The organism is Histidinibacterium aquaticum, assembly GCF_008710275.1.
Classification (GTDB): Bacteria; Pseudomonadota; Alphaproteobacteria; order Rhodobacterales; family Rhodobacteraceae; genus Oceanicola; species Oceanicola aquaticus.
Window position 1 is genome coordinate 210,441 of sequence record NZ_VYQE01000001.1, and the last position, 17,672, is coordinate 228,112.

Here is a 17,672-nt window from a genome sequence, read left to right on the forward strand (position 1 = left end):
CGGCCGGACCCCCTTGCGGGGTCCCGCCGCGCCGCATAGCTTCGCGCCGTCAACGACATTGGTGCTTCATGCATATCGGCATTCTGCAGACCGGCCACGCCCCCGAGGCGCTGCAGCCGGAGCACGGCCTCTATTCCGACCTCTTCGAGACGCTGCTCGCCGGGCGGGGCTTCGACTTCACGACCTGGAACGTGGTCGACATGGAGTTCCCCGAAAGCGCGACCGCGGCCGACGGCTGGCTCGTCACCGGCTCGCGCCACGGCGCCTACGAGGACCTGCCCTTCATTCCGCCGCTCGAGGACTTCCTCCGCAAGGCCTACGAGGCCCAGATCCCCATCGTCGGCATCTGCTTCGGTCACCAGATCCTCGCCCAGGCCCTCGGCGGCCGGGTCGAGAAGTTCGCCGGCGGCTGGGCCGTGGGCCGCCAGGTCTACGATTGGGGCGGAGAGCCTGTGGCCCTCAATGCCTGGCACCAGGACCAGGTCGTCGAGAAGCCGCAGCAGGCAGAGCGCATCGCCACCCATCCCTTCTGCGAGAACGCGGCCCTGCTCTACGGCGACCGCGCCTTCACCGTGCAGGCCCATCCGGAGTTCGCGGCGCCCTACATCGAGGGGCTCATCACGCATCGCGGCGACAAGGTCCCCGACGACCTGCTCACAAAGGCCCGGCACGGCCTGACGGAGCCCGTCGAGAACGCCCGCCTGGCCGACTCGATCAGCCGCTTCTTCACGGAGCGCCGGATATGAGCCACTGGATGGAGCGTATCCCCGAGGCCGCCCGCGCCTACCTCGAGAGCCACCGCCTCGACGAGGTCGAGTGCGTCATCGCCGACCTCCCGGGCATCGCCCGCGGCAAGGCGGTGCCCGCCTCGAAGTTCGAGAGGCTGACCCATTTCCACCTGCCCAACTCGATCTTCTACCAGACGATCACCGGCGACTGGGGCGAGGAGGCCGCTTCGGACGGCTTCACCGAACCCGACATGGTGCTGACGCCCGATCTGACGACCGCCACCGCCGCCCCCTGGGCGGAGGACGGCACGCTCCAGGTGATCCACGACGCGCACGATCAGAAGGGCGCGCCGATCCCCACCGCCCCGCGCAACGTGCTGAAGCGGGTGGTCGAGCTCTACGAGGCGCAGGGCTGGACGCCGGTCGTCGCGCCCGAGATGGAATTCTACCTCGTCGCCCGGAACATCGATCCCGCCAAGGAGATCGAGCCGATGATGGGCCGCACCGGGCGCCCCGCCGCCGCGCGACAGGCCTATTCCATGACCGCCGTGGACGAATACGGCCCCGTCATCGACGACATCTACGAATGGGCCGAGATCCAGGGCTTCGAGATCGACGGTATCACGCAGGAAGGCGGCGCGGGCCAGCTCGAGATCAACCTGCGCCACGGCAACCCGGTCAAGCTCGCCGACGAGATATTCTACTTCAAGCGGCTGATCCGCGAGGCGGCGCTGCGCCATGACTGCTTCGCCACCTTCATGGCCAAGCCCATCGAGGGCGAGCCGGGTTCGGCCATGCACATCCACCACTCGGTGCTGGACAGCCGCGGCCGCAACCTCTTCACCGGGCCGCAGGGCGGCGAGACCGACGCCTTCTTCCACTTCATCGGCGGCCTGCAGGAGCACCTGCCCTCGGCGGTCGCGCTGATGGCGCCCTACGTGAACTCCTACCGCCGCTACGTGAAGGACCACGCCGCGCCCATCAACCTGGAGTGGGGCCGCGACAACCGGACGACTGGGATCCGCGTACCCGTCTCCGACCCCGCCTCGCGCCGGGTGGAGAACCGGATCGCAGGGATGGACTGCAACCCCTACCTCGGAATCGCCGCCTCGCTGGCCTGCGGCTATCTCGGGCTCATGTCCGAGCGCTGGCCGGACAAGCGCTTTCACGGCGACGCCTACGAGGCCGAGGACGCGATCCCGCGCGGCGTCTACGCGGCGCTCGACCTCTTCGACGGCGCGACGGCGCTGCACGAGGCCCTGCACCCGGAGTTCGCCCGCGTCTATTCCATCGTGAAGCGGGCGGAGTACGACGAGTTCCTGCAGGTGATCTCACCCTGGGAGCGCGAGCACCTGCTGCTCAACGTCTGAGGACTTGGCTTCGCCGCCGCGCTGCGGCATGAGACCCCGATGAGCCCGCTTTACCGAAACGACGACCCCGGCACCTACCCGGCGAGCTGGTACGCCGAGACATCCGACCCCGGACCGCAGCGCGAGCCGCTGCGCGGGGAGGAGAAGGCGGACGTCGCCATCGTGGGCGCGGGCTACACCGGCCTGTCGGCGGCGCTCGCGCTGGCGGAGCGCGGGATGCGGGTCATCGTGCTGGAGGCGCATCGCGCAGGCTTCGGCGCCTCGGGGCGCAACGGCGGACAGGTCTCCGCCGGCTACAACAAGGACCAGCGCTGGCTCGAGCAGCGCCTCGGCGAAGGCCCGGCCCGGATGCTCTGGGATCTCGGGCTGGAGGCGCGCGACCTGACCCGGTCGCTGGTCGCCGACCATGCGCCGGAAGCCCGGTTCATGCCCGGCGTGCTGCACGGCGCCTGGGGCGCGAAGGGCGCGGAAGAGGAACGTCGCTACGGCGCCTGGCTGGCCGAGCGCTACGGCTACCAGACGCAATACCTCGACCAGGACGCCTTCCGGGAGATTTGCCCCTCTCCGGTCTATTCCGGCGGGCTGCTCGACATGGGCTCCGGACATCTGCACCCGCTCCGCCTGGTCCTTGGGCTCGCCCACGGCGCGGAGGCGGCGGGTGCGGTGATCCACGAGCTCTCCGAGGTCAGGGAGGTGCGCACCGACGGGCCACGCCCGGTCCTGCGGACCGCCGAAGGCACCGTCGAGGCCGAGCACGTCATCCTGGCGGGCAACGGGTACCTGCCGGGCCTCTCGCGGCGATATGCCTCCCGGGTCATGCCGATCAACTCCTTCATCGCGGCGACCGAGCCGCTGGGAGAGCAGGCGGACGAGGTCCTCCGCCGCGACATCGCCGTCGCCGACGACAAGTTCGTGGTGAACTACTTCCGCCTCAGCGAGGACAAGCGCCTGCTCTTCGGCGGGCGGGAGAGCTATTCCATCGGCTACCCCAAGGACATCCTCACCGCGCTCAGGGCCCGCATGGCCCGGCTCTTTCCCGGGCTGCGCGACGCCGCGATCTCCCATCACTGGGGCGGGACGCTCGGCATCACCATGAGCCGCCTGCCCTACCTCGACCGGGTCGCCCCCGGCATCCTCGCCGCCGGCGGGTTCTCGGGGCACGGCGTGGCGCTCTCGCTTTTGTCGGGCCGCGTCATGGCCGAGGCCGTCGCGGGCGAGAAGGAGCGGTTCGATACCCTCTCCACCCTCCCCGTGCCCGCCTTCCCCGGCGGACCGGCCTTCCGCGCGCCGCTGCTGACGCTGGCGATGACGTGGTACTCCCTGCGCGACCGCTTCGGCATCTGACGTCTCTTCAGACGCCCAGAGCATCGGACACGGCAAGAGAGCGGCCTCCATCGCGGCTCGCCGCCGCGTGACGACCCGGTTCGCAGGCCAATTCGGGATCAACCCGACGCCCCCGGGCCTCATCCGCGAGGCCCGCGGGCTCCCGGCGCCCGGCCCATCGCCCCGGGGCCTGCACCTAGTAGATGTAGCGGATCCGCTCGCCCCAGAACCGTTCCAGCCGCTTGAGCGCGACCGTCATGTCCTCGATCCCGGCCATGTCGAGCACGCCCGTGCCAACAAGCTCCCTCGCGTGCCGCGCGAAGAGCCGCGCGATGATGTCGCGCACTTCCCGCCCGCGGGGGGTCAGCCGGACCCGCACCGACCGGCGGTCGATCTCGCACCGCTGGTGGTGCATGTAGCCAAGCTCCACCAGTTTCTTGAGATTGTACGAGACGTTGGACCCCTGATAGTAGCCGCGCGACTTCAGCTCCCCGGCGGTCACCTCGTTGTCGCCCACATGGTAGAGCAGAAGGCCCTGCACCGGGTTGATCTCGAGAACCGACAGCCGCTCGAACTCGTCCTTCACGAGGTCCAGCAGCAGCCGGTGCAGGCGTTCGACCAGCCCCAGCACATCCAGGTAGCGTGCCAGGAACCCCGCTTCCGCGGCAGAGGCGCCCGGCTGGTTCAGTGGCGCGAAAACGCTCATGCCCGGTCTCCAGATGGCCTGTCCGGGACCGTTTTGACGCCGAATGCCGAAAATATCGTTAACCGGACCGCCCTCTACCGAGGCGGGGATCCGGTCGCCATTTCAAGGCACTCTCAGCTGACCGGCCCGCCGGACACCTGCCGCGCGATCCGGTCGATCATCGGCGCGTGCCGCTCCGGCGGTGCGCTCTGCCCGCTCACCCAGGCGTAGAGTTCCTGGTCATTCTCCTCGAGCAGCGCCTCGAAGTCGTCGAGCTGTTCCGGCCCCAGGGCCGCCAGCTCGCTCTCGGCGAAGCGCATGAGGATCAGGTCCATCTCCTTGATGCCACGCCGTCCGGCGCGCATCCGCAGCCGCTTGAGCCGGGTCTCCCGCGTCTCCTGCCCCATCAGGCGCCGCCCTGAAGGTGCCGCTTCAGACGCTTCTCGAGGACGCCCATCCGCTCGCACAAACGCTCGGACTCGGTGCGCAGCAGCCGCAGCTCGGCCAGGATCTCCAGCCCGTCCTGCGGGATCTCCTCCGCGTCGGGGCCCGAGAGCCCTTCTCCCTGCCCGGTCAGCAGCCAGCGGAGCGACACGCCGAGCAATCCGGAGAGCATTGACAGGCGGTTCGCCCGAGGCTCCGCCTGGTCGTCTTCCCACCGGGTGAGCGTCGACAGCTTCACCCCGACCCGTTTCGCGAGGTCCTTCTGGCTCATACCCGCCGCCTCCCGCGCCGCCGCCAGGCGGTCGCCGAAGGTTGCACTCTCGTCGCTGAACCAGCCGTCCTTGGTGTCTGCGGCCATCTCGTCCTCGAAGTCCCGATGCTCGTCGCTGATGCTTGTGTAAGTCACGCAACCTCCCTAAGCCAATCGCCGCGCCATAACCCATCGGGAGCCGACCATGCGCCGCCTGTCAGCGACACTCGACCGCGTCTCACCCTCGCCCACCGTGGCGATGACCGGCCGGGCGCTCGAACTCAAGGCGGCGGGCAAGGACGTCATCGCCCTCTCCGCGGGCGAGCCCGACTTCGATACGCCACCCCACGTCCGCGCGGCCGGGATCAAGGGCATCGAGACGGGACAGACCCGCTACACGGTGGTGGATGGTAGCCCGGATCTCAAAAGGGCCATATCCGAGAAGTTCCGGAGAGAGAACGGCCTGAACTATTCAGTCTCTCAGATCAGCGTCGGCACCGGCGGCAAGCAGGTGCTATACAACGCCCTGATGGCCACGCTCGACCCGGGCGACGAGGTGGTGATCCCCGCTCCCTACTGGGTCTCCTACCCCGACATGGTCCGCCTCGCCGGAGCCACACCTGTCATCGTGGAGGCCGGCCCCGAGCAGGGCTTCCGCATCACGCCCGAGCAACTCCGTGCGGCCATCACGCCGCGCACCAAGTGGTTGATCTTCAACTCGCCCTCGAACCCGACGGGCGCCGGCTACACGGAGACGCAGCTCCGCGCACTCACCGATGTGCTGCTCGACCATCCCCAGGTGCTGCTGCTCTCGGACGACATTTACGAGCACCTGACCTACGGCGACTTCACCTTCACGACACCCGCCCAGGTCGAGCCCCGGCTCAAGGACCGGACGGTCACCGTGAATGGCGTCTCCAAGGCCTATGCCATGACCGGCTGGCGCATCGGCTATGCCGGCGGGCCCGAGGACATCATTGCGGCGATGCGCAAGATCCAGTCGCAGTCGACCTCGAACCCCTGTTCGATCAGCCAGGCCGCCGCCGTGGCCGCCCTCGACGGGCCGCAGGACTTCCTCGACGGCTGGCGCGACACCTTCCGCCGCCGCCGCGACCTCGTGGTCGAGCGGCTCTCGGCCATCGACGGCCTGCTCTGCCCGGTGCCGGAGGGCGCCTTCTACGTCTATCCCGCCATCGCCGGGCTTATCGGCAAGACCTCGGCCGGCGGCCGCAGGATCGAGACCGACGAGGATTTCGCCATGGCGCTGCTGGAGGAGGCCGGCGTCGCCGTCGTCTTCGGCGCGGCCTTCGGACTTTCACCCGCATTCCGCGTCAGCTACGCTTGCTCTGACGAGACGCTGATCTCCGCCTGCGACCGGATCGCCCGGTTCTGCGCGGAGTTGCGCTGAGGCAGACGAGGGCAGCCAGCAGCATGAATGAGCTTCCGGACTACTACTTCCGGGTGCGCGAGAATGGCGCGGTCGTCTTCCGCGTGGACAGCGAGAACCGCCAGAAGCGGATCGAGATGGACCAGATCGCGGTCGTCAACGTCAAGAAGCGCGAGATCAGGCCGCACGGGGACCGGGAGCTCACCCAGGCCGACCTCGACCGGATCGAAGCCTGGATGGCCGAACGCATCGCGCTACTCGCCAAGCGCGACATCGACGACATCCACCGCGCCGTGGACTACCTCAACACCACCACCCAGTGGGTCCAGTCCAACGCGACGGACGACCAGCTCGAGGAGGTGACCGACGCCCTCCTGCTCGCCATGCACGACCTCCGAACCGTGCTCGTGCGCAAGAAGGCCGACCGGCTGACCCGCGACCGCGGCGAGGAGTGACCCGGCGCTCCGAAGCCGGATCGCCGCCGCCGCCCTTGCAATGCCCGCCGCTCCGCGCCAAGTGACCGGCATGTCCGAAGGCTGGCTCAAACGACTGTCGCGCGCCGAGCAGAAGTGGCGCAGGGGCTTCGGACGGGACATCGTCGACCCGCTCGAGCGGCGGCGCTCGTTCTGGCACTACAACTGGCTCGACCACGCCCACCTTCGCCGTCTCTGGTCCAACGAGGCGCAGATCGCTCCCGGCGTCTGGCGCTCGAACCAGCCGACCCTGCGGCGGCTGCGGCGCATCCGCGACAAGCACGGCGTGCGCACCGTCCTCAACCTGCGCGGCGAGGATGTCTTCGCTCACTTTCTCTTCCTGCAGGAGAACTGCGAGCGGCTCGGCCTGCGGCTGGTCAACGTGAAGCTCAACGCGACCGTCGCGCCCTCTCGGGACAATCTGCTTGAGCTGCTGGACGCCTTCGAGGCGGTAGAGCCGCCGCTTCTGATGCACTGCAAATCCGGCGCCGACCGGACCGGCCTCGCCGCCGTGCTCTGGCTCATGATCAAGCAGGGCAAGAGCCTGGATGAGGCGCGCGGCCAACTCCACTGGCGGCATCACCACTGGCGCAACTCCCGCGCCGGCATTCTGGACGAGGTGCTCGACCTCTACGCAGCCCGGCTCCGCCAGGGCGAGATCGCGATCGACGACTGGATTCGGCAGGAATACACCAAGGAGGCCGCGAAGGAGGCCTTCGAGGCGCGCCGGATCAGCCGGAAGACAGCCGCCCGCTCCAGCCCCAGAACCTCGCCGAAAGCATGACCGCCGCGGCCCCGAGGCCGACGGACATGCCCAGCCAGACGCCCTGCCCGCCCAGCCCCAGCGGGAAGGCGAGCAGGTAGCCCACCGGCATCCCGAGGATCCAGTAGCTCACGCAGGCGATGGCGAGAGGCACCGCGGTGTCCTGCACGCCGCGCAGCAGCCCGATCGTCATGACCTGGGCGGCATCCACGACCTGGAAGAGCGCGGCGATGATCAGGAGCGCGACGCCCGCCGCCACGATCTCGGACCGGAGCGGGTCGGCCGGATCGACAAAGAGGCCCACCAGCAGCTCCGGCACCAAGAGGAAGACCGTGACCGTCAGGGCCACCGCCGCGCCGGAGAGCGCCAGCGCCACGCCGGCTCCCTCGCGCAGCGCGCGGCCGTCCCGGCGGCCATAGGCCCGGCCCGCCCGCACCGTGGCCGCCTGGCTCAGCCCGAGGTGCACCACGAAGGTCACCGAGGCGAGTTGCATCGCGATCCCGTGCGCCGCGAGCCAGACCTCGCCGATCCAGCCCATCATCACCGCCGCCGCCGAGAACAGCCCGGCCTCCGCCACGGTCGTCAGCCCCATCGGCAGGCCCAGCCGGAAGACCCGCGCCGCGACCTGCGCATCGAACCGCCAGAGCCGGGTGAAAAGGTCGTACTCCGGGCAGCGCCGCATCGCGTAGACCACGAACCAGACGAAACCCATGGTCTGCACCAGCGCCGTGGCGATGCCCGCGCCCCGCAGGCCGAGCTCCGGCGCACCGAGCTGGCCGAAGATCAGCACCCAGTTCAGCACGCTGTTGACCACCAGCGAGGCCAGCGAGATCCGCAGGATCACCCGCGTCAGCTCCAGCGCCGAGAGGAAGGACCGCAGCGTGATCGCGAAGAGCGCGGGGATCATGCCCCAGCCGGTGATCCGCAGGTAGGACTGCGCCAGCGCCGCGATCTCCGGGTCCTGGCCCAGCGCGCGCAGCACCGGCTCGGACCACCAGAACACCGGCAGGAAGACCAGGGCCGCCGCCACCGAAAGCCACAGGCCCATCCGCGTCACCCGCCGCGCGGTCACCGTGTCGCCGCCCTCTGCCGCCTCGGCCACCAGGGGCGTGACGGCCCAAGCGAAACCCGCGCCCAGGAGGAAGAGCAGGAACCAGAAGCTCGTGCCGATGGTGACCGCCGCCAGCGCGGTCACGTCGTACCAGCCCAGCATCAGCACATCGACGAACTGGATCGCCGTCTGCGCCACGTTCGACCCGATCAGCGGCAGCCCGAGCGTCAGCAGCGCCGCGGCGTGACCGCGTCGGGAGGGGCCGCCGCGGGCGGCGATGCTATGGGCGGGCGCGCTCATGGCCCGGGCCTTACGCCCGGGCCCGAGCCGGGTCCAGAGCGAAGCCGCCGCCCGATCGGCGAGCCTGCGCCTGCCGGGTGCGGCCCCCCTTGCGCCGCTGCGGACCAGCCCTCACCCTCCCGCGCGACGTGACCCCGTTGCCGGAGTACCCATCCATGAAAGCCGACCGCCGTACCGTGACCCTCGGCCTCGCCGCGACACTGCTCACCGCCTGCGGCGGTGCGCCGCCGATCCCCGGCGCCTCGGCCCAGACGCCACCGGACCCGGCGCTCCTGCCGCAGCCGAATCCCGGCTGGGACGCCTGGGTGGCCGCCTACCGCGACCGGGCGCTTGCCCGCGGCATCCAGCCCGGCGTCTTCGACCGGGCCTTCGCCGGGGCCGGCTACCTCCCCGGCGTGATCGAACGCGACCGCAACCAGACCGAGTTCACGCGCACCCTGCAGGACTACCTGCAGATCGCCGCCCGGCCCGAGCGCGTCGAACTCGGCCGTGCCGCCTACCGCCGCCAGGCCTCGACGCTCCAGGCCATCGAGCAGCGCTACGGCGTGCCCGCCACCGTGGTCGCCGCGATCTGGGGGCTGGAGAGCCGCTACGGCACCCGCCGGGGCGAGATCCCCGTGGTTTCCGCCACCTCGACGCTGGCCTACGACGGGCGGCGCGGAGAGTTCTTCGAAAGCCAGCTCACCTCGGCCCTGCGCATCCTGCAATCCGGCGACACTTCGCCCGACAACATGACCGGCAGCTGGGCGGGCGCCATGGGCCACACCCAGTTCATCCCGACCTCCTACCAGGAATACGCCGTCGACTTCGACGGCGACGGGCGGCGCGACATCTGGGCGGAGGATCCCACCGACGCCCTCGCCTCCACCGCCAACTACCTCGCCCGTGCCGGCTGGCGCAGCGGCGAGCCCTGGGGCTTCGAGGTCCGCCTGCCCTCGGGCTATTCCGGCCCCGAGGGCCGCAACACCACGCGCGCCCTGTCCGACTGGGCGGCGCGCGGCATCACCCGGGCCGACGGCAGCCCCCTGCCCTCCTCCGGGTCCGCTGCGCTGATCCAGCCGCAGGCCGGCGGCCCGGCCTTCCTCGCCTTCCGAAACTTCGAGGTCATCGCCCGCTACAACAACGCCACGAGCTACGTGATCGGCGTGGGCTACCTCTCCGACCGGATCGGCGGCGCGGGACCCTTGCAGGGCGGCTTCCCACCCGACCGCTACGGGCTCACTCTGGAGGACCGCCAGGCGCTCCAGCGCGGGCTGACGGCGGCTGGCTTCGATGCGGGCTCCCCCGACGGGGTGATCGGCACCGGAACCATCGAGGCCATCGAGGCCTACCAGGCCGCGAACGGCCTGCCCGTGACCGGAGAACCCTCCCGCGAGCTCCTCGCCCGCCTGCGCTGAGGGTCGCGAAGCTCCCGGAGCGGACTCAAGGCCGAGGGCCGCCGCGCCGCGGCCCGTCGATGGCGCGGCTCTGCACGCAAGGAAAAGGGCTCCCGAAGTCACCCACGGGAGCCCAAACTCACGTCCCTCGCAGACTCACCCGCGCGGATCGTCCAGAACGTCGCGCCAGGAGTGCTTCGGCGAATAGCCCACCATCCGCTGGGCCTTCTCGATGGAATAGAAGGTCTCGTCCGGCCCCATGTCCTTGCGCACCTCGACCCCCTGGTAGAAGCGGTCGATGATCTCGTCCGTCTTGGCGGCGACGGACATGTCGGGGTTGGCCACGTTGAAGACCTCGTAGCCCAGACCGTCCGTCTTCAGGCAGCAGTCCACCATGTGCCCGAGATCCCGCGCGTCGATATAGGCGAAGATGTTCCGCCGCCGCTTCTCGGGCGCCTCGAGGAAGTCGGGGAACATCTCCTCGTACTCGTGCGGCTCGATCACGTTGTTGATGCGCAGCCCGTAGTAGTCGTAGCCCGTCCGCGCATGGAAGGACCGGCCGCAGACCTCGTTCGCCACCTTCGACATGGCGTAGCTGTCCTGCGGGATGGTCGGGTGCGCCTCGTCGATCGGCACGTAGTCGGGCTTCACCTCGCCGTCGGCGAAGCAGATGCCGTAGGTCGTTTCGGAGGAGGCGAAGATCACCTTCTTCACGCCCATCTTGGCTGCCGCCTCCATCACGTTGTAGGTCGACAGCGCGTTGATCCGGAAGGTTTCCTGGTCCGGCCGATGCAGGATCGCGGGGATCGCCGCGAAGTGGACGATGGCGTCGTAGGACGGGATGCCGGTCCCCGGATCGAGCTCGTCGAAGCCCGCCCAGGCGTGGAGGGCCGAGTAGACCTGCCCCGCGTCCGTCAGCTCGACACGGAGGTTGTTCACCCCGGAATGATCGAGCGGCACCCAGTCGGCGTTGGTGACGCGATGCCCCTGCTCCAGCAGGTAGGGGACGACGTGCCGTCCCGCCTTGCCGCTGCCGCCCGTGAAAAAAATGCGCATGGCTCGAAGCCTCCCGTTTTGCCTTGTGGGCGGGACACTAGGCTGCTCCCAGCCATGCGCAACCGGCCTCAGTCTCGCCAGGGATCGGCTCGGGCCACCAGGTAGTCTCGGATCACGCGGCGCGGCCCCGAAGGCTGGCCCGGGCAGGCTACCCCCTCGGTTCGAAGCAATCGTCGCCGAGCTGCCAATCGGCACCCGTCACGACGTTGTGCTCCTCGACCGTGCGGAGCGCGTCGAGCATGCGGATGATCTCCTCGCTGCTCCGGCCGACGCCGGCGGGATACTCGCTGATCGCCCGGATCCTCAGGGAGGGGTCGATGATCACCGTCTTGCGCACCGGCGCGTTGGCGCAGTCACTCGCCGGATGCAGGGCGCCGAAGAGTTCGACCAGCGTCCCGTCCGGGTCGCAGATCACCGGGAAGTCGATCCGGCGGCCGAAGATCTGGGCGATGTCGGCCTGCCAGTCCCGCTGCGCCTGGAGTGTGCCGGTCGAGAGCCCCATCACTTTCGCCCCGCGCCTGCGCAGGTCGGCGGAGATCGTGGCCAGCATTGCCAGCTCGGTCGTACAGACCGGCGTGAAGGCGGCTGGATGGGTAAAGAGCACCGTCCAGGCGCCTTCCGCGTAGGTGTGGAAGTTGACGGGTCCATAGGTCGTTTCGGCCCCGAAGTTCGGGACGAAGTCGCCGATCCGCGGGATCCAGGACACGGTCCGCTTGTAGGCGCGAGGTACCTCCGCGAAGTTCCGGTGAACGGACTCCTTGAAGATCGAGTGTTTCATCAGGCCGGTCCTACGTCTTGTTCATTGCGTCGTTCGAGCTGGCGATCACGTCGGGGCCTGCGGTTCGGGACCGCGGCGCAACCGAGACTTGTGTCCGTCTATGGCGGAATTGCGGCGGATGTCCGCCGCCCGCGCTCAAGGGCGTCTTTGCAGATCTGCAAGCCGCCGGGCCCTTGCCTGATTGCTCCATCATTCATCCACGCCCTGAAAACCTGGCCTTCTCGCCGCGTAGGCTGACTTGATTGCGCCACCGTCAAGACCGCCGACCTAGCTGATTAGAATGCGACGGATCACCCGCGTCCGCCATCGCAGGCCGCCGACCGCTGCACGCCCAGGTTGTCCCGCGCCGCGCGACGCAACGACCGGGCGCCACCGCCCCGATCCTTCTGTGGACAAGCCCCGCCCCACCGTTGCTCCGGCGCCCGCGCGGTGCCACACTGCGCGCCAACCAACAAAGAGCAGAGCAGCGCCATGCCCGACGATCTTCTCTCCGAGACAGACGAGACCGCCTACGACGCCGCCTCCATCGAGGTGCTCGAGGGGCTGGAGCCCGTCCGAAAGCGGCCCGGCATGTACATCGGCGGCACCGACGAGCGGGCGCTGCACCACCTCGTGGCCGAGGTGCTCGACAACTCGATGGACGAGGCCGTCGCCGGTCACGCCAACCGCATCGAGGTGGAGCTGCACGCCGACCACTCCGTGACCATCCGCGACAACGGCCGCGGCATCCCGATCGACCCGCACCCGAAGTTCCCCGGCAAGTCCGCGCTCGAGGTGATCCTCTGCACGCTCCACGCGGGCGGCAAGTTCTCCGGCAAGGCCTACCAGACCTCCGGCGGCCTGCACGGCGTGGGCGCCTCGGTGGTCAACGCGCTCTCCGACCTCATGGTCGTCCAGGTCGCCCGCGACCGGAAGCTCTACGAACAGCGCTTCTCCCGCGGCAAGCCCGAGGGCCCGGTGCAGGAGGTCGGCGCGGCCCCCAACCGCCGCGGCACCACCACCACCTTCCACGCGGACGAGGAGATCTTCGGCTCCCACCGCTTCAAGCCCGCGCGGCTCTTCAAGATGGTCCGGTCCAAGGCCTACCTCTTCTCCGGCGTCGAGATCCGCTGGAAGTCGGCGGTCGAGGACGGCGAGACCCCGCAGGAGGCCACCTTCCACTTCCCCGGCGGCCTGGCCGACTACCTCAAGGAGACGCTGGGCAGCGCCTCTACCTACGCCGAGCGGCCCTTCGCCGGCACGGTCGACTTCCAGAGCCGCTTCGGCACCCCCGGCAAGGTCGAATGGGCGATCAACTGGACGCCCACCCGCGACGGCTTCCTCCAGTCCTACTGCAACACCGTGCCCACCCCCGAGGGCGGCACGCACGAGCAGGGCTTCTGGGCGGCGATCCTCAAGGGCATCCGCGCCTACGGCGAGATCGCGGGCGTGAAGAAGGCCCAGCAGATCACCCGCGAGGACCTGGTGACCGGGGGCTGCGCGCTGGTTTCCTGCTTCATCCGCGAGCCCGAGTTCGTCGGCCAGACCAAGGACCGGCTGGCCACCGCCGAGGCCGCGCGGTTGGTCGAGCAGGCCGTGCGCGACCACTTCGACACCTGGCTCGGCTCCGACACCAAGTCCGCCGGCGCCATCCTCGACTTCCTCGTGCTCCGCGCCGAGGAGCGCCAGCGCCGCAAGCAGGAGAAGGAGACGGCCCGCAAGTCCGCCACCAAGAAGCTCCGCCTGCCGGGCAAGCTGGTGGACTGCACCGACAGCGCCCGCGAGGGCACCGAGATCTTCCTGGTCGAGGGCGACTCCGCCGGCGGCTCGGCCAAGATGGCCCGCGACCGCCGCACCCAGGCGCTGCTGCCGCTCCGGGGCAAGATCCTCAACGTGCTGGGCGCGGCCTCGTCCAAGCTCGGCAGCAACGCCGAGATCAACGACCTCACCCAGGCCCTCGGCACCGGGCTGGGAACGAAGTTCCGCATCGACGACCTGCGCTACGACAAGGTCATCATCATGACCGACGCCGACGTCGACGGCGCCCATATCGCGGCGCTGCTGATGACCTTCTTCTACAGCCAGATGCGCCCGCTGATCGACGCGGGCCACCTCTACCTCGCCTGCCCGCCCCTCTACCGGCTGACCCAGGGGGCCAAGCGCCTCTACGTCGCCGATGAGCGGGAGAAGGAATACTGGCTCAAGAAGGGCCTCGGCGGCCGCGGCAAGATCGACACCCAGCGCTTCAAGGGCCTGGGCGAGATGGACGCCAAGGACCTCAAGGAAACGACGATGGACCCCAAGACCCGGAAGCTGATCCGGGTGACCATCGACGAGGACGAACCCGGCGAGACCGGCGACCTGGTCGAGCGGCTCATGGGCAAGAAGCCGGAATTGAGGTTCCAGTATATCTCGGAGAACGCGAGGTTTGTTGAGGAGTTGGATGTTTAGGGTGAATAGTTAGACGAGACGATTTGATGAACCACGCTCTGGCCCAACTCGCACTAATTTTCCTTCCGGGCATTATTTGGGCCAACTTGGACGCAATATACGGCTCTGGCCCTCGGGTAGACAAGCCAACGCTTGCTCTGAACTCGTTTCTCTTCGGAATCACTACCTATACACTCGTTTACGCAATCGGAAGCGCGTGCGGCTACGAGTTCACCTATCCAACATCTATTATCTCAGAAGAAGGGGCGCTCGTCGACTTCGCAGACGAGATACTTATTTCTGTTCCAGCCTCTATCATTCTGGCCACGATTTGGCTGTATATGGTGCGATTCAGGGTCATTATGAAGTTCTTTAATTGCATTGGAGCGACCCGTAGATTTGGACTGGAAGACGTCTGGAGTTTTACTTTCAACAGCAATCAAAGCCATGTTGAGTACGTGGACGTCAGAGACCCCGAAAGAGGTTTCATTTACTCTGGCTATGTTAATGCATACTCAGAAACAGAAGAATTTCGAGAATTACTACTGTTTGACGCACGCATATATACTTCTGAGGGCGATGAGGTGACAGAGGCGCCTCACTTGTACCTTTCAATGAGCAAAGATAGGATGTGGGTTGAGTTTCCATACCGAGGTAACAAGGAGTGAGAGATGTCTCACAAGGAAGTAAAGGGACCTGAGGTCAAACGAATAAATGAGGGGAGCACGATTAAGGGTGGCCATAACCCGACACCGACGAAGCTTGAAACTCGCCCCGCTCCTCCGAAGCCGACGAAGCCCAAGAAAGGCTAGCCTCAAAGAGCGGCAAAGGAAGGCGGATACGCTCCTATCCACTACCCCCTCGCCACACCTCCCCTCGAAGGGCAGCGCCCGACCCGAGGGGTGGGCGTGAAGCGCCCGCCCCGTGGGGGCGGGTCGGGCGCTGCCCTGCGCGCCTGCGGCGCGCACGGCGGGAGATAGGGCCGAACCGGTGTGCCCTGTGACGATCCGGGGACGGACCCCTGTCCCCCCCCCCCCCCCTTCCCTCGCCCCCCGCTCCCGGACCATAAACGGGGGACCACCGAGGAGGACCGCCCATGCCGCTCACCATCGTTGCCGACATCCACGCCGAGCCCGGCCGGGCCGACCGGCTTCTCGAACGCCTGCAGATGCTCGTCGCGCCGACGCGGGCCGAGGCCGGGTGCCTCGCCTACGACCTCCACCGCGACGACACCGACCCGGACCACTTCCTCTTCTACGAGACCTGGGAGACCCGCGAGCACTGGCTCGCCCACATGGAGAGCGACCACATCAAGGCCCACGGCCCCGCCACCGAGGGCCTCGTCGCCCGGGCCGATGTCTGGGAAATGAGCAAGCTGGACTGAGGGCGGTCACACCCCCGTGTGCTCAAAGGTTAACGAAATGTGGCAGCCGTGGGATTTCCATTGTAAATCAACACCTTGACCCTCTGTCCAACCTTGGACACCCCCGGCGGCACCCCCTTTTACCGCCCGCGGACCCGGCTATGCTCGCCCCATGCGCGCCCTGATCCTCTGCCTCGTCCTCGCCACCGTCTCCGGCTGCACCCGCGGCCTCACCCCGGCCGAGCAGGCCTTCGGCGCCCAGATCGTCGGAGAGACCGCCGCCTCCCGCGTCCGCCTCTTCTCCGCCGGCCCGGTCGGCGCCATCTCGCGGACCTACCCCGTCCGCCCGCAGACCACCTGCCGCCAGCGCCTCTTCCCGCCGCCCGAGGGCCCGACCTTCGAGAGCCGCACCGCCGGCGTCGCCCTCTGGGACCACATCGTCACCAGCCCCGGCTGGTACCTGGAGGACTACCTCGCCGACTGGCCTGAGCGGCTGAACCTCGTGGCCGCGATGTTCTTCGCCCACGAGCTGACCCACGTCTGGCAGTGGCAGAACACCGAGGTCACCGGCTTCACCCCCCTGCGCGCCGCCCGCGAGCACCAGGAGCTCACCGACCCCTACCTCTTCGAGGAGTCCACCGCCGCCCGCTTTCTCGACTACGGCTACGAGGCCCAGGCGAGCCTCGTGGAGGAATACGTCTGCTGCGCCGCCGTGGCCCCCGAGGGCGCGCGCACGGAACGCCTCCGCGCGCTGCTCTCGCAGGCCATGCCGATCTCCGAGTGGCGCGCGCCGGACGACGTGCTGATCCCCTGGGCCGACGCCGACCTCGCCGGCGTCTGCGACTGACCGCTCAGCGCTGCTGTAGCCCCTCCAGGTAGTCCGCCAGCGCCAGCAACCGCTCCGGCACCGGCGTGCCCATGCCGTCCGGCCCCTCGGTCATGATCGTCGGACCCAGGTCGCCCGCCCCGAACTCCGGCATGGCGTCGGAGAAATGCGCCCCCCGCCGGTAGCCGTCGATCACCGACATCACGTAGTCGCGCGGGAAGGTCCCGCCGTTCCGCGCGCTGAGCGTCGTGAGGTCCGGCGGCGCCACCGGCAGCCCCTCCGCCAGCGGCCCCCCGCCCCGCGCGTCCGCCCCGTGGCAGGCCGCGCAGTTCTCGGCGAAGGCCAGGGCCCCCTCCCGCTCCAGGTCGACGCCCTGTTCCGGCGCACAGGCCGCGAGCGCCAGGATGGCCGGTATCGCGAGTTTCTTCATGTCCCTCTCCTGCTCTTGGTCTTGTCAGCCCGCCGTGCAGGCCAGCTCCTCTCCGCCCTCGACGGAGAAGATCGCCTCCTCTCCCCTATCCCAGAGAAAGGTCCCGAACGAGCCCTCGTAGCGGCTGCCGGAGGCGGCGGGCGTCAGCGTGGCCGCGTCGACCCGGTCGCCCCATTCGAGCCTGGCGGAGGGGAGTTCGGTATCGAAGTAGAGAGCCGTCAGCTCCAGCGGCCCCTCGGCGGCGCAGAGGTAGGTGGCGGTGGCCGCGGGCTCCTCCAGCATCCAGAGCGCAACCAGCTGCCCCTCGCGCCGGAGGTAGGCCGCCTCCACGCAGCTGCGGAGGCCATCGGTCTGCCAGCACTCGTCCCGCCCTCCGATCCATCCGCGCTGGGTGGCGCGCAGCTCCGCCGCAGCCTCCTCCGCGCCGGCGTCGAGCCCCTCCGCCGCGGCCAGCGCCGCGGAGAACCGCTCCGCGAGTCTCCGGTCCAGCGCCGCGAGGGCGTCATCCTCGCAGATCAGCTCTTCCGCGCTGCTCTCCGCGGCGGCGCAGTCGAGGGACGGCCCCTCCTGCGCGAGCGCGGGAGCGGCGGCGAACAGGGCGAACGTGACGAGTGTGCGGTGCATGGGACGACCTCCTTGGCCCGGGACCATGCCACGAGT

At 68.8% G+C, this 17,672-nt stretch carries 19 protein-coding genes; 11 read left to right on the top strand and 8 right to left on the bottom strand.

The features are described 5' to 3' along the window. The first annotated feature begins 68 nt into the window (after positions 1–68). Genes F3S47_RS01035 through F3S47_RS01045 form a run of 3 tightly spaced genes read left to right on the top strand, consistent with a single transcriptional unit; the run spans position 69 to position 3,442 of the window. Entirely contained in the window at positions 69–746 is a 678-nt protein-coding gene (locus F3S47_RS01035; RefSeq protein ID WP_150443368.1) for a type 1 glutamine amidotransferase, read from the top strand. Then, positions 743–2,098, top strand: a complete 1,356-nt coding sequence (locus tag F3S47_RS01040) for a glutamine synthetase family protein (RefSeq protein ID WP_150443369.1) — start codon at positions 743–745, stop codon at positions 2,096–2,098. Before F3S47_RS01035 ends, F3S47_RS01040 begins: the two co-directional genes overlap by 4 nt. 39 nt (positions 2,099–2,137) lie before the next feature. Next, positions 2,138–3,442, top strand: coding sequence for an NAD(P)/FAD-dependent oxidoreductase (locus F3S47_RS01045; protein ID WP_150443370.1), 1,305 nt, complete (start codon positions 2,138–2,140; stop codon positions 3,440–3,442). A gap of 175 nt (positions 3,443–3,617) precedes the next feature. Here the strand turns inward: F3S47_RS01045 and F3S47_RS01050 are convergent, their stop codons facing one another. From F3S47_RS01050 to F3S47_RS01060, 3 genes are all read right to left on the bottom strand, one after another. Next, a complete protein-coding gene (locus tag F3S47_RS01050; RefSeq protein WP_150443371.1) occupies positions 3,618–4,127 on the bottom strand; it encodes a MarR family winged helix-turn-helix transcriptional regulator in 510 nt (169 codons plus the stop codon). A gap of 113 nt (positions 4,128–4,240) precedes the next feature. Beyond that, complete coding sequence (locus tag F3S47_RS01055; protein WP_150443372.1) at positions 4,241–4,513, bottom strand: FAD assembly factor SdhE; 273 nt, start codon at positions 4,511–4,513, stop codon at positions 4,241–4,243. Then, the gene (locus F3S47_RS01060; RefSeq protein WP_150444168.1) at positions 4,513–4,908 is read right to left on the bottom strand and encodes a helix-turn-helix domain-containing protein; all 396 of its coding nucleotides are present in this window, start codon (positions 4,906–4,908) and stop codon (positions 4,513–4,515) included. Before F3S47_RS01060 ends, F3S47_RS01055 begins: the two co-directional genes overlap by 1 nt. A 97-nt stretch (positions 4,909–5,005) precedes the next feature. On the opposite strand from F3S47_RS01060, the gene F3S47_RS01065 reads away from it, so the two are divergent. The 3 genes from F3S47_RS01065 to F3S47_RS01075 all read left to right on the top strand — a co-directional run bounded on the left by F3S47_RS01065 (position 5,006) and on the right by F3S47_RS01075 (position 7,444). Then, complete coding sequence (locus tag F3S47_RS01065) at positions 5,006–6,208, top strand: pyridoxal phosphate-dependent aminotransferase (RefSeq protein ID WP_150443373.1); 1,203 nt, start codon at positions 5,006–5,008, stop codon at positions 6,206–6,208. 23 nt (positions 6,209–6,231) lie between these two features. Beyond that, positions 6,232–6,642 (top strand): hypothetical protein, encoded by a 411-nt coding sequence (locus tag F3S47_RS01070; RefSeq protein WP_150443374.1) that lies wholly within the window; start codon positions 6,232–6,234, stop codon positions 6,640–6,642. A gap of 70 nt (positions 6,643–6,712) precedes the next feature. Next, positions 6,713–7,444: a fused DSP-PTPase phosphatase/NAD kinase-like protein gene (locus tag F3S47_RS01075; RefSeq protein ID WP_150443375.1), complete on the top strand. Its 732-nt coding sequence runs from the start codon at positions 6,713–6,715 to the stop codon at positions 7,442–7,444. Here the strand turns inward: F3S47_RS01075 and F3S47_RS01080 are convergent. Further along, positions 7,392–8,774, bottom strand: coding sequence for an MATE family efflux transporter (locus F3S47_RS01080; protein ID WP_150443376.1), 1,383 nt, complete (start codon positions 8,772–8,774; stop codon positions 7,392–7,394). The two genes, F3S47_RS01075 and F3S47_RS01080, sit on opposite strands and share 53 nt — an antisense overlap. Positions 8,775–8,929: 155 nt before the next feature. Here F3S47_RS01080 and F3S47_RS01085 point away from each other — a divergent pair, with 155 nt between their 5' ends. Beyond that, a complete protein-coding gene (locus F3S47_RS01085; protein WP_150443377.1) occupies positions 8,930–10,171 on the top strand; it encodes a lytic murein transglycosylase in 1,242 nt (413 codons plus the stop codon). Positions 10,172–10,306: 135 nt separating this feature from the next. Here F3S47_RS01085 and F3S47_RS01090 read toward each other — a convergent pair whose 3' ends face one another. Together F3S47_RS01090 and F3S47_RS01095 are read right to left on the bottom strand one after the other, a co-directional pair. Beyond that, positions 10,307–11,206 carry an NAD-dependent epimerase/dehydratase family protein gene (locus F3S47_RS01090; protein WP_150443378.1) on the bottom strand — a complete coding sequence of 300 codons (900 nt, stop codon included), beginning with the start codon at positions 11,204–11,206 and terminating at the stop codon, positions 10,307–10,309. Positions 11,207–11,354: 148 nt separating this feature from the next. Then, the gene (locus F3S47_RS01095) at positions 11,355–11,984 is read right to left on the bottom strand and encodes a redoxin domain-containing protein (protein ID WP_150443379.1); all 630 of its coding nucleotides are present in this window, start codon (positions 11,982–11,984) and stop codon (positions 11,355–11,357) included. A 471-nt stretch (positions 11,985–12,455) separates the two neighbouring features. Between F3S47_RS01095 and parE the strand changes: the two genes are divergently transcribed. The 4 genes from parE (at position 12,456) to F3S47_RS01115 (ending at position 16,603) form a co-directional block, all read left to right on the top strand. Continuing rightward, positions 12,456–14,414, top strand: coding sequence for a DNA topoisomerase IV subunit B (parE, locus tag F3S47_RS01100; RefSeq protein WP_150443380.1), 1,959 nt, complete (start codon positions 12,456–12,458; stop codon positions 14,412–14,414). Between the two features lie 26 nt (positions 14,415–14,440). Continuing rightward, positions 14,441–15,061, top strand: a complete 621-nt coding sequence (locus F3S47_RS01105; protein ID WP_150443381.1) for a DUF6338 family protein — start codon at positions 14,441–14,443, stop codon at positions 15,059–15,061. 428 nt (positions 15,062–15,489) lie between these two features. After that, positions 15,490–15,777 carry a putative quinol monooxygenase gene (locus F3S47_RS01110; protein WP_150443382.1) on the top strand — a complete coding sequence of 96 codons (288 nt, stop codon included), beginning with the start codon at positions 15,490–15,492 and terminating at the stop codon, positions 15,775–15,777. Positions 15,778–15,928: 151 nt separating this feature from the next. Then, complete coding sequence (locus tag F3S47_RS01115; RefSeq protein ID WP_150443383.1) at positions 15,929–16,603, top strand: hypothetical protein; 675 nt, start codon at positions 15,929–15,931, stop codon at positions 16,601–16,603. Between the two features lie 4 nt (positions 16,604–16,607). Here F3S47_RS01115 and F3S47_RS01120 read toward each other — a convergent pair whose 3' ends face one another. Together F3S47_RS01120 and F3S47_RS01125 are read right to left on the bottom strand one after the other, a co-directional pair. Further along, complete coding sequence (locus tag F3S47_RS01120; protein WP_150443384.1) at positions 16,608–17,012, bottom strand: c-type cytochrome; 405 nt, start codon at positions 17,010–17,012, stop codon at positions 16,608–16,610. Between the two features lie 24 nt (positions 17,013–17,036). Then, complete coding sequence (locus F3S47_RS01125; protein ID WP_191090040.1) at positions 17,037–17,636, bottom strand: MliC family protein; 600 nt, start codon at positions 17,634–17,636, stop codon at positions 17,037–17,039. Positions 17,637–17,672: the final 36 nt, after the last annotated feature.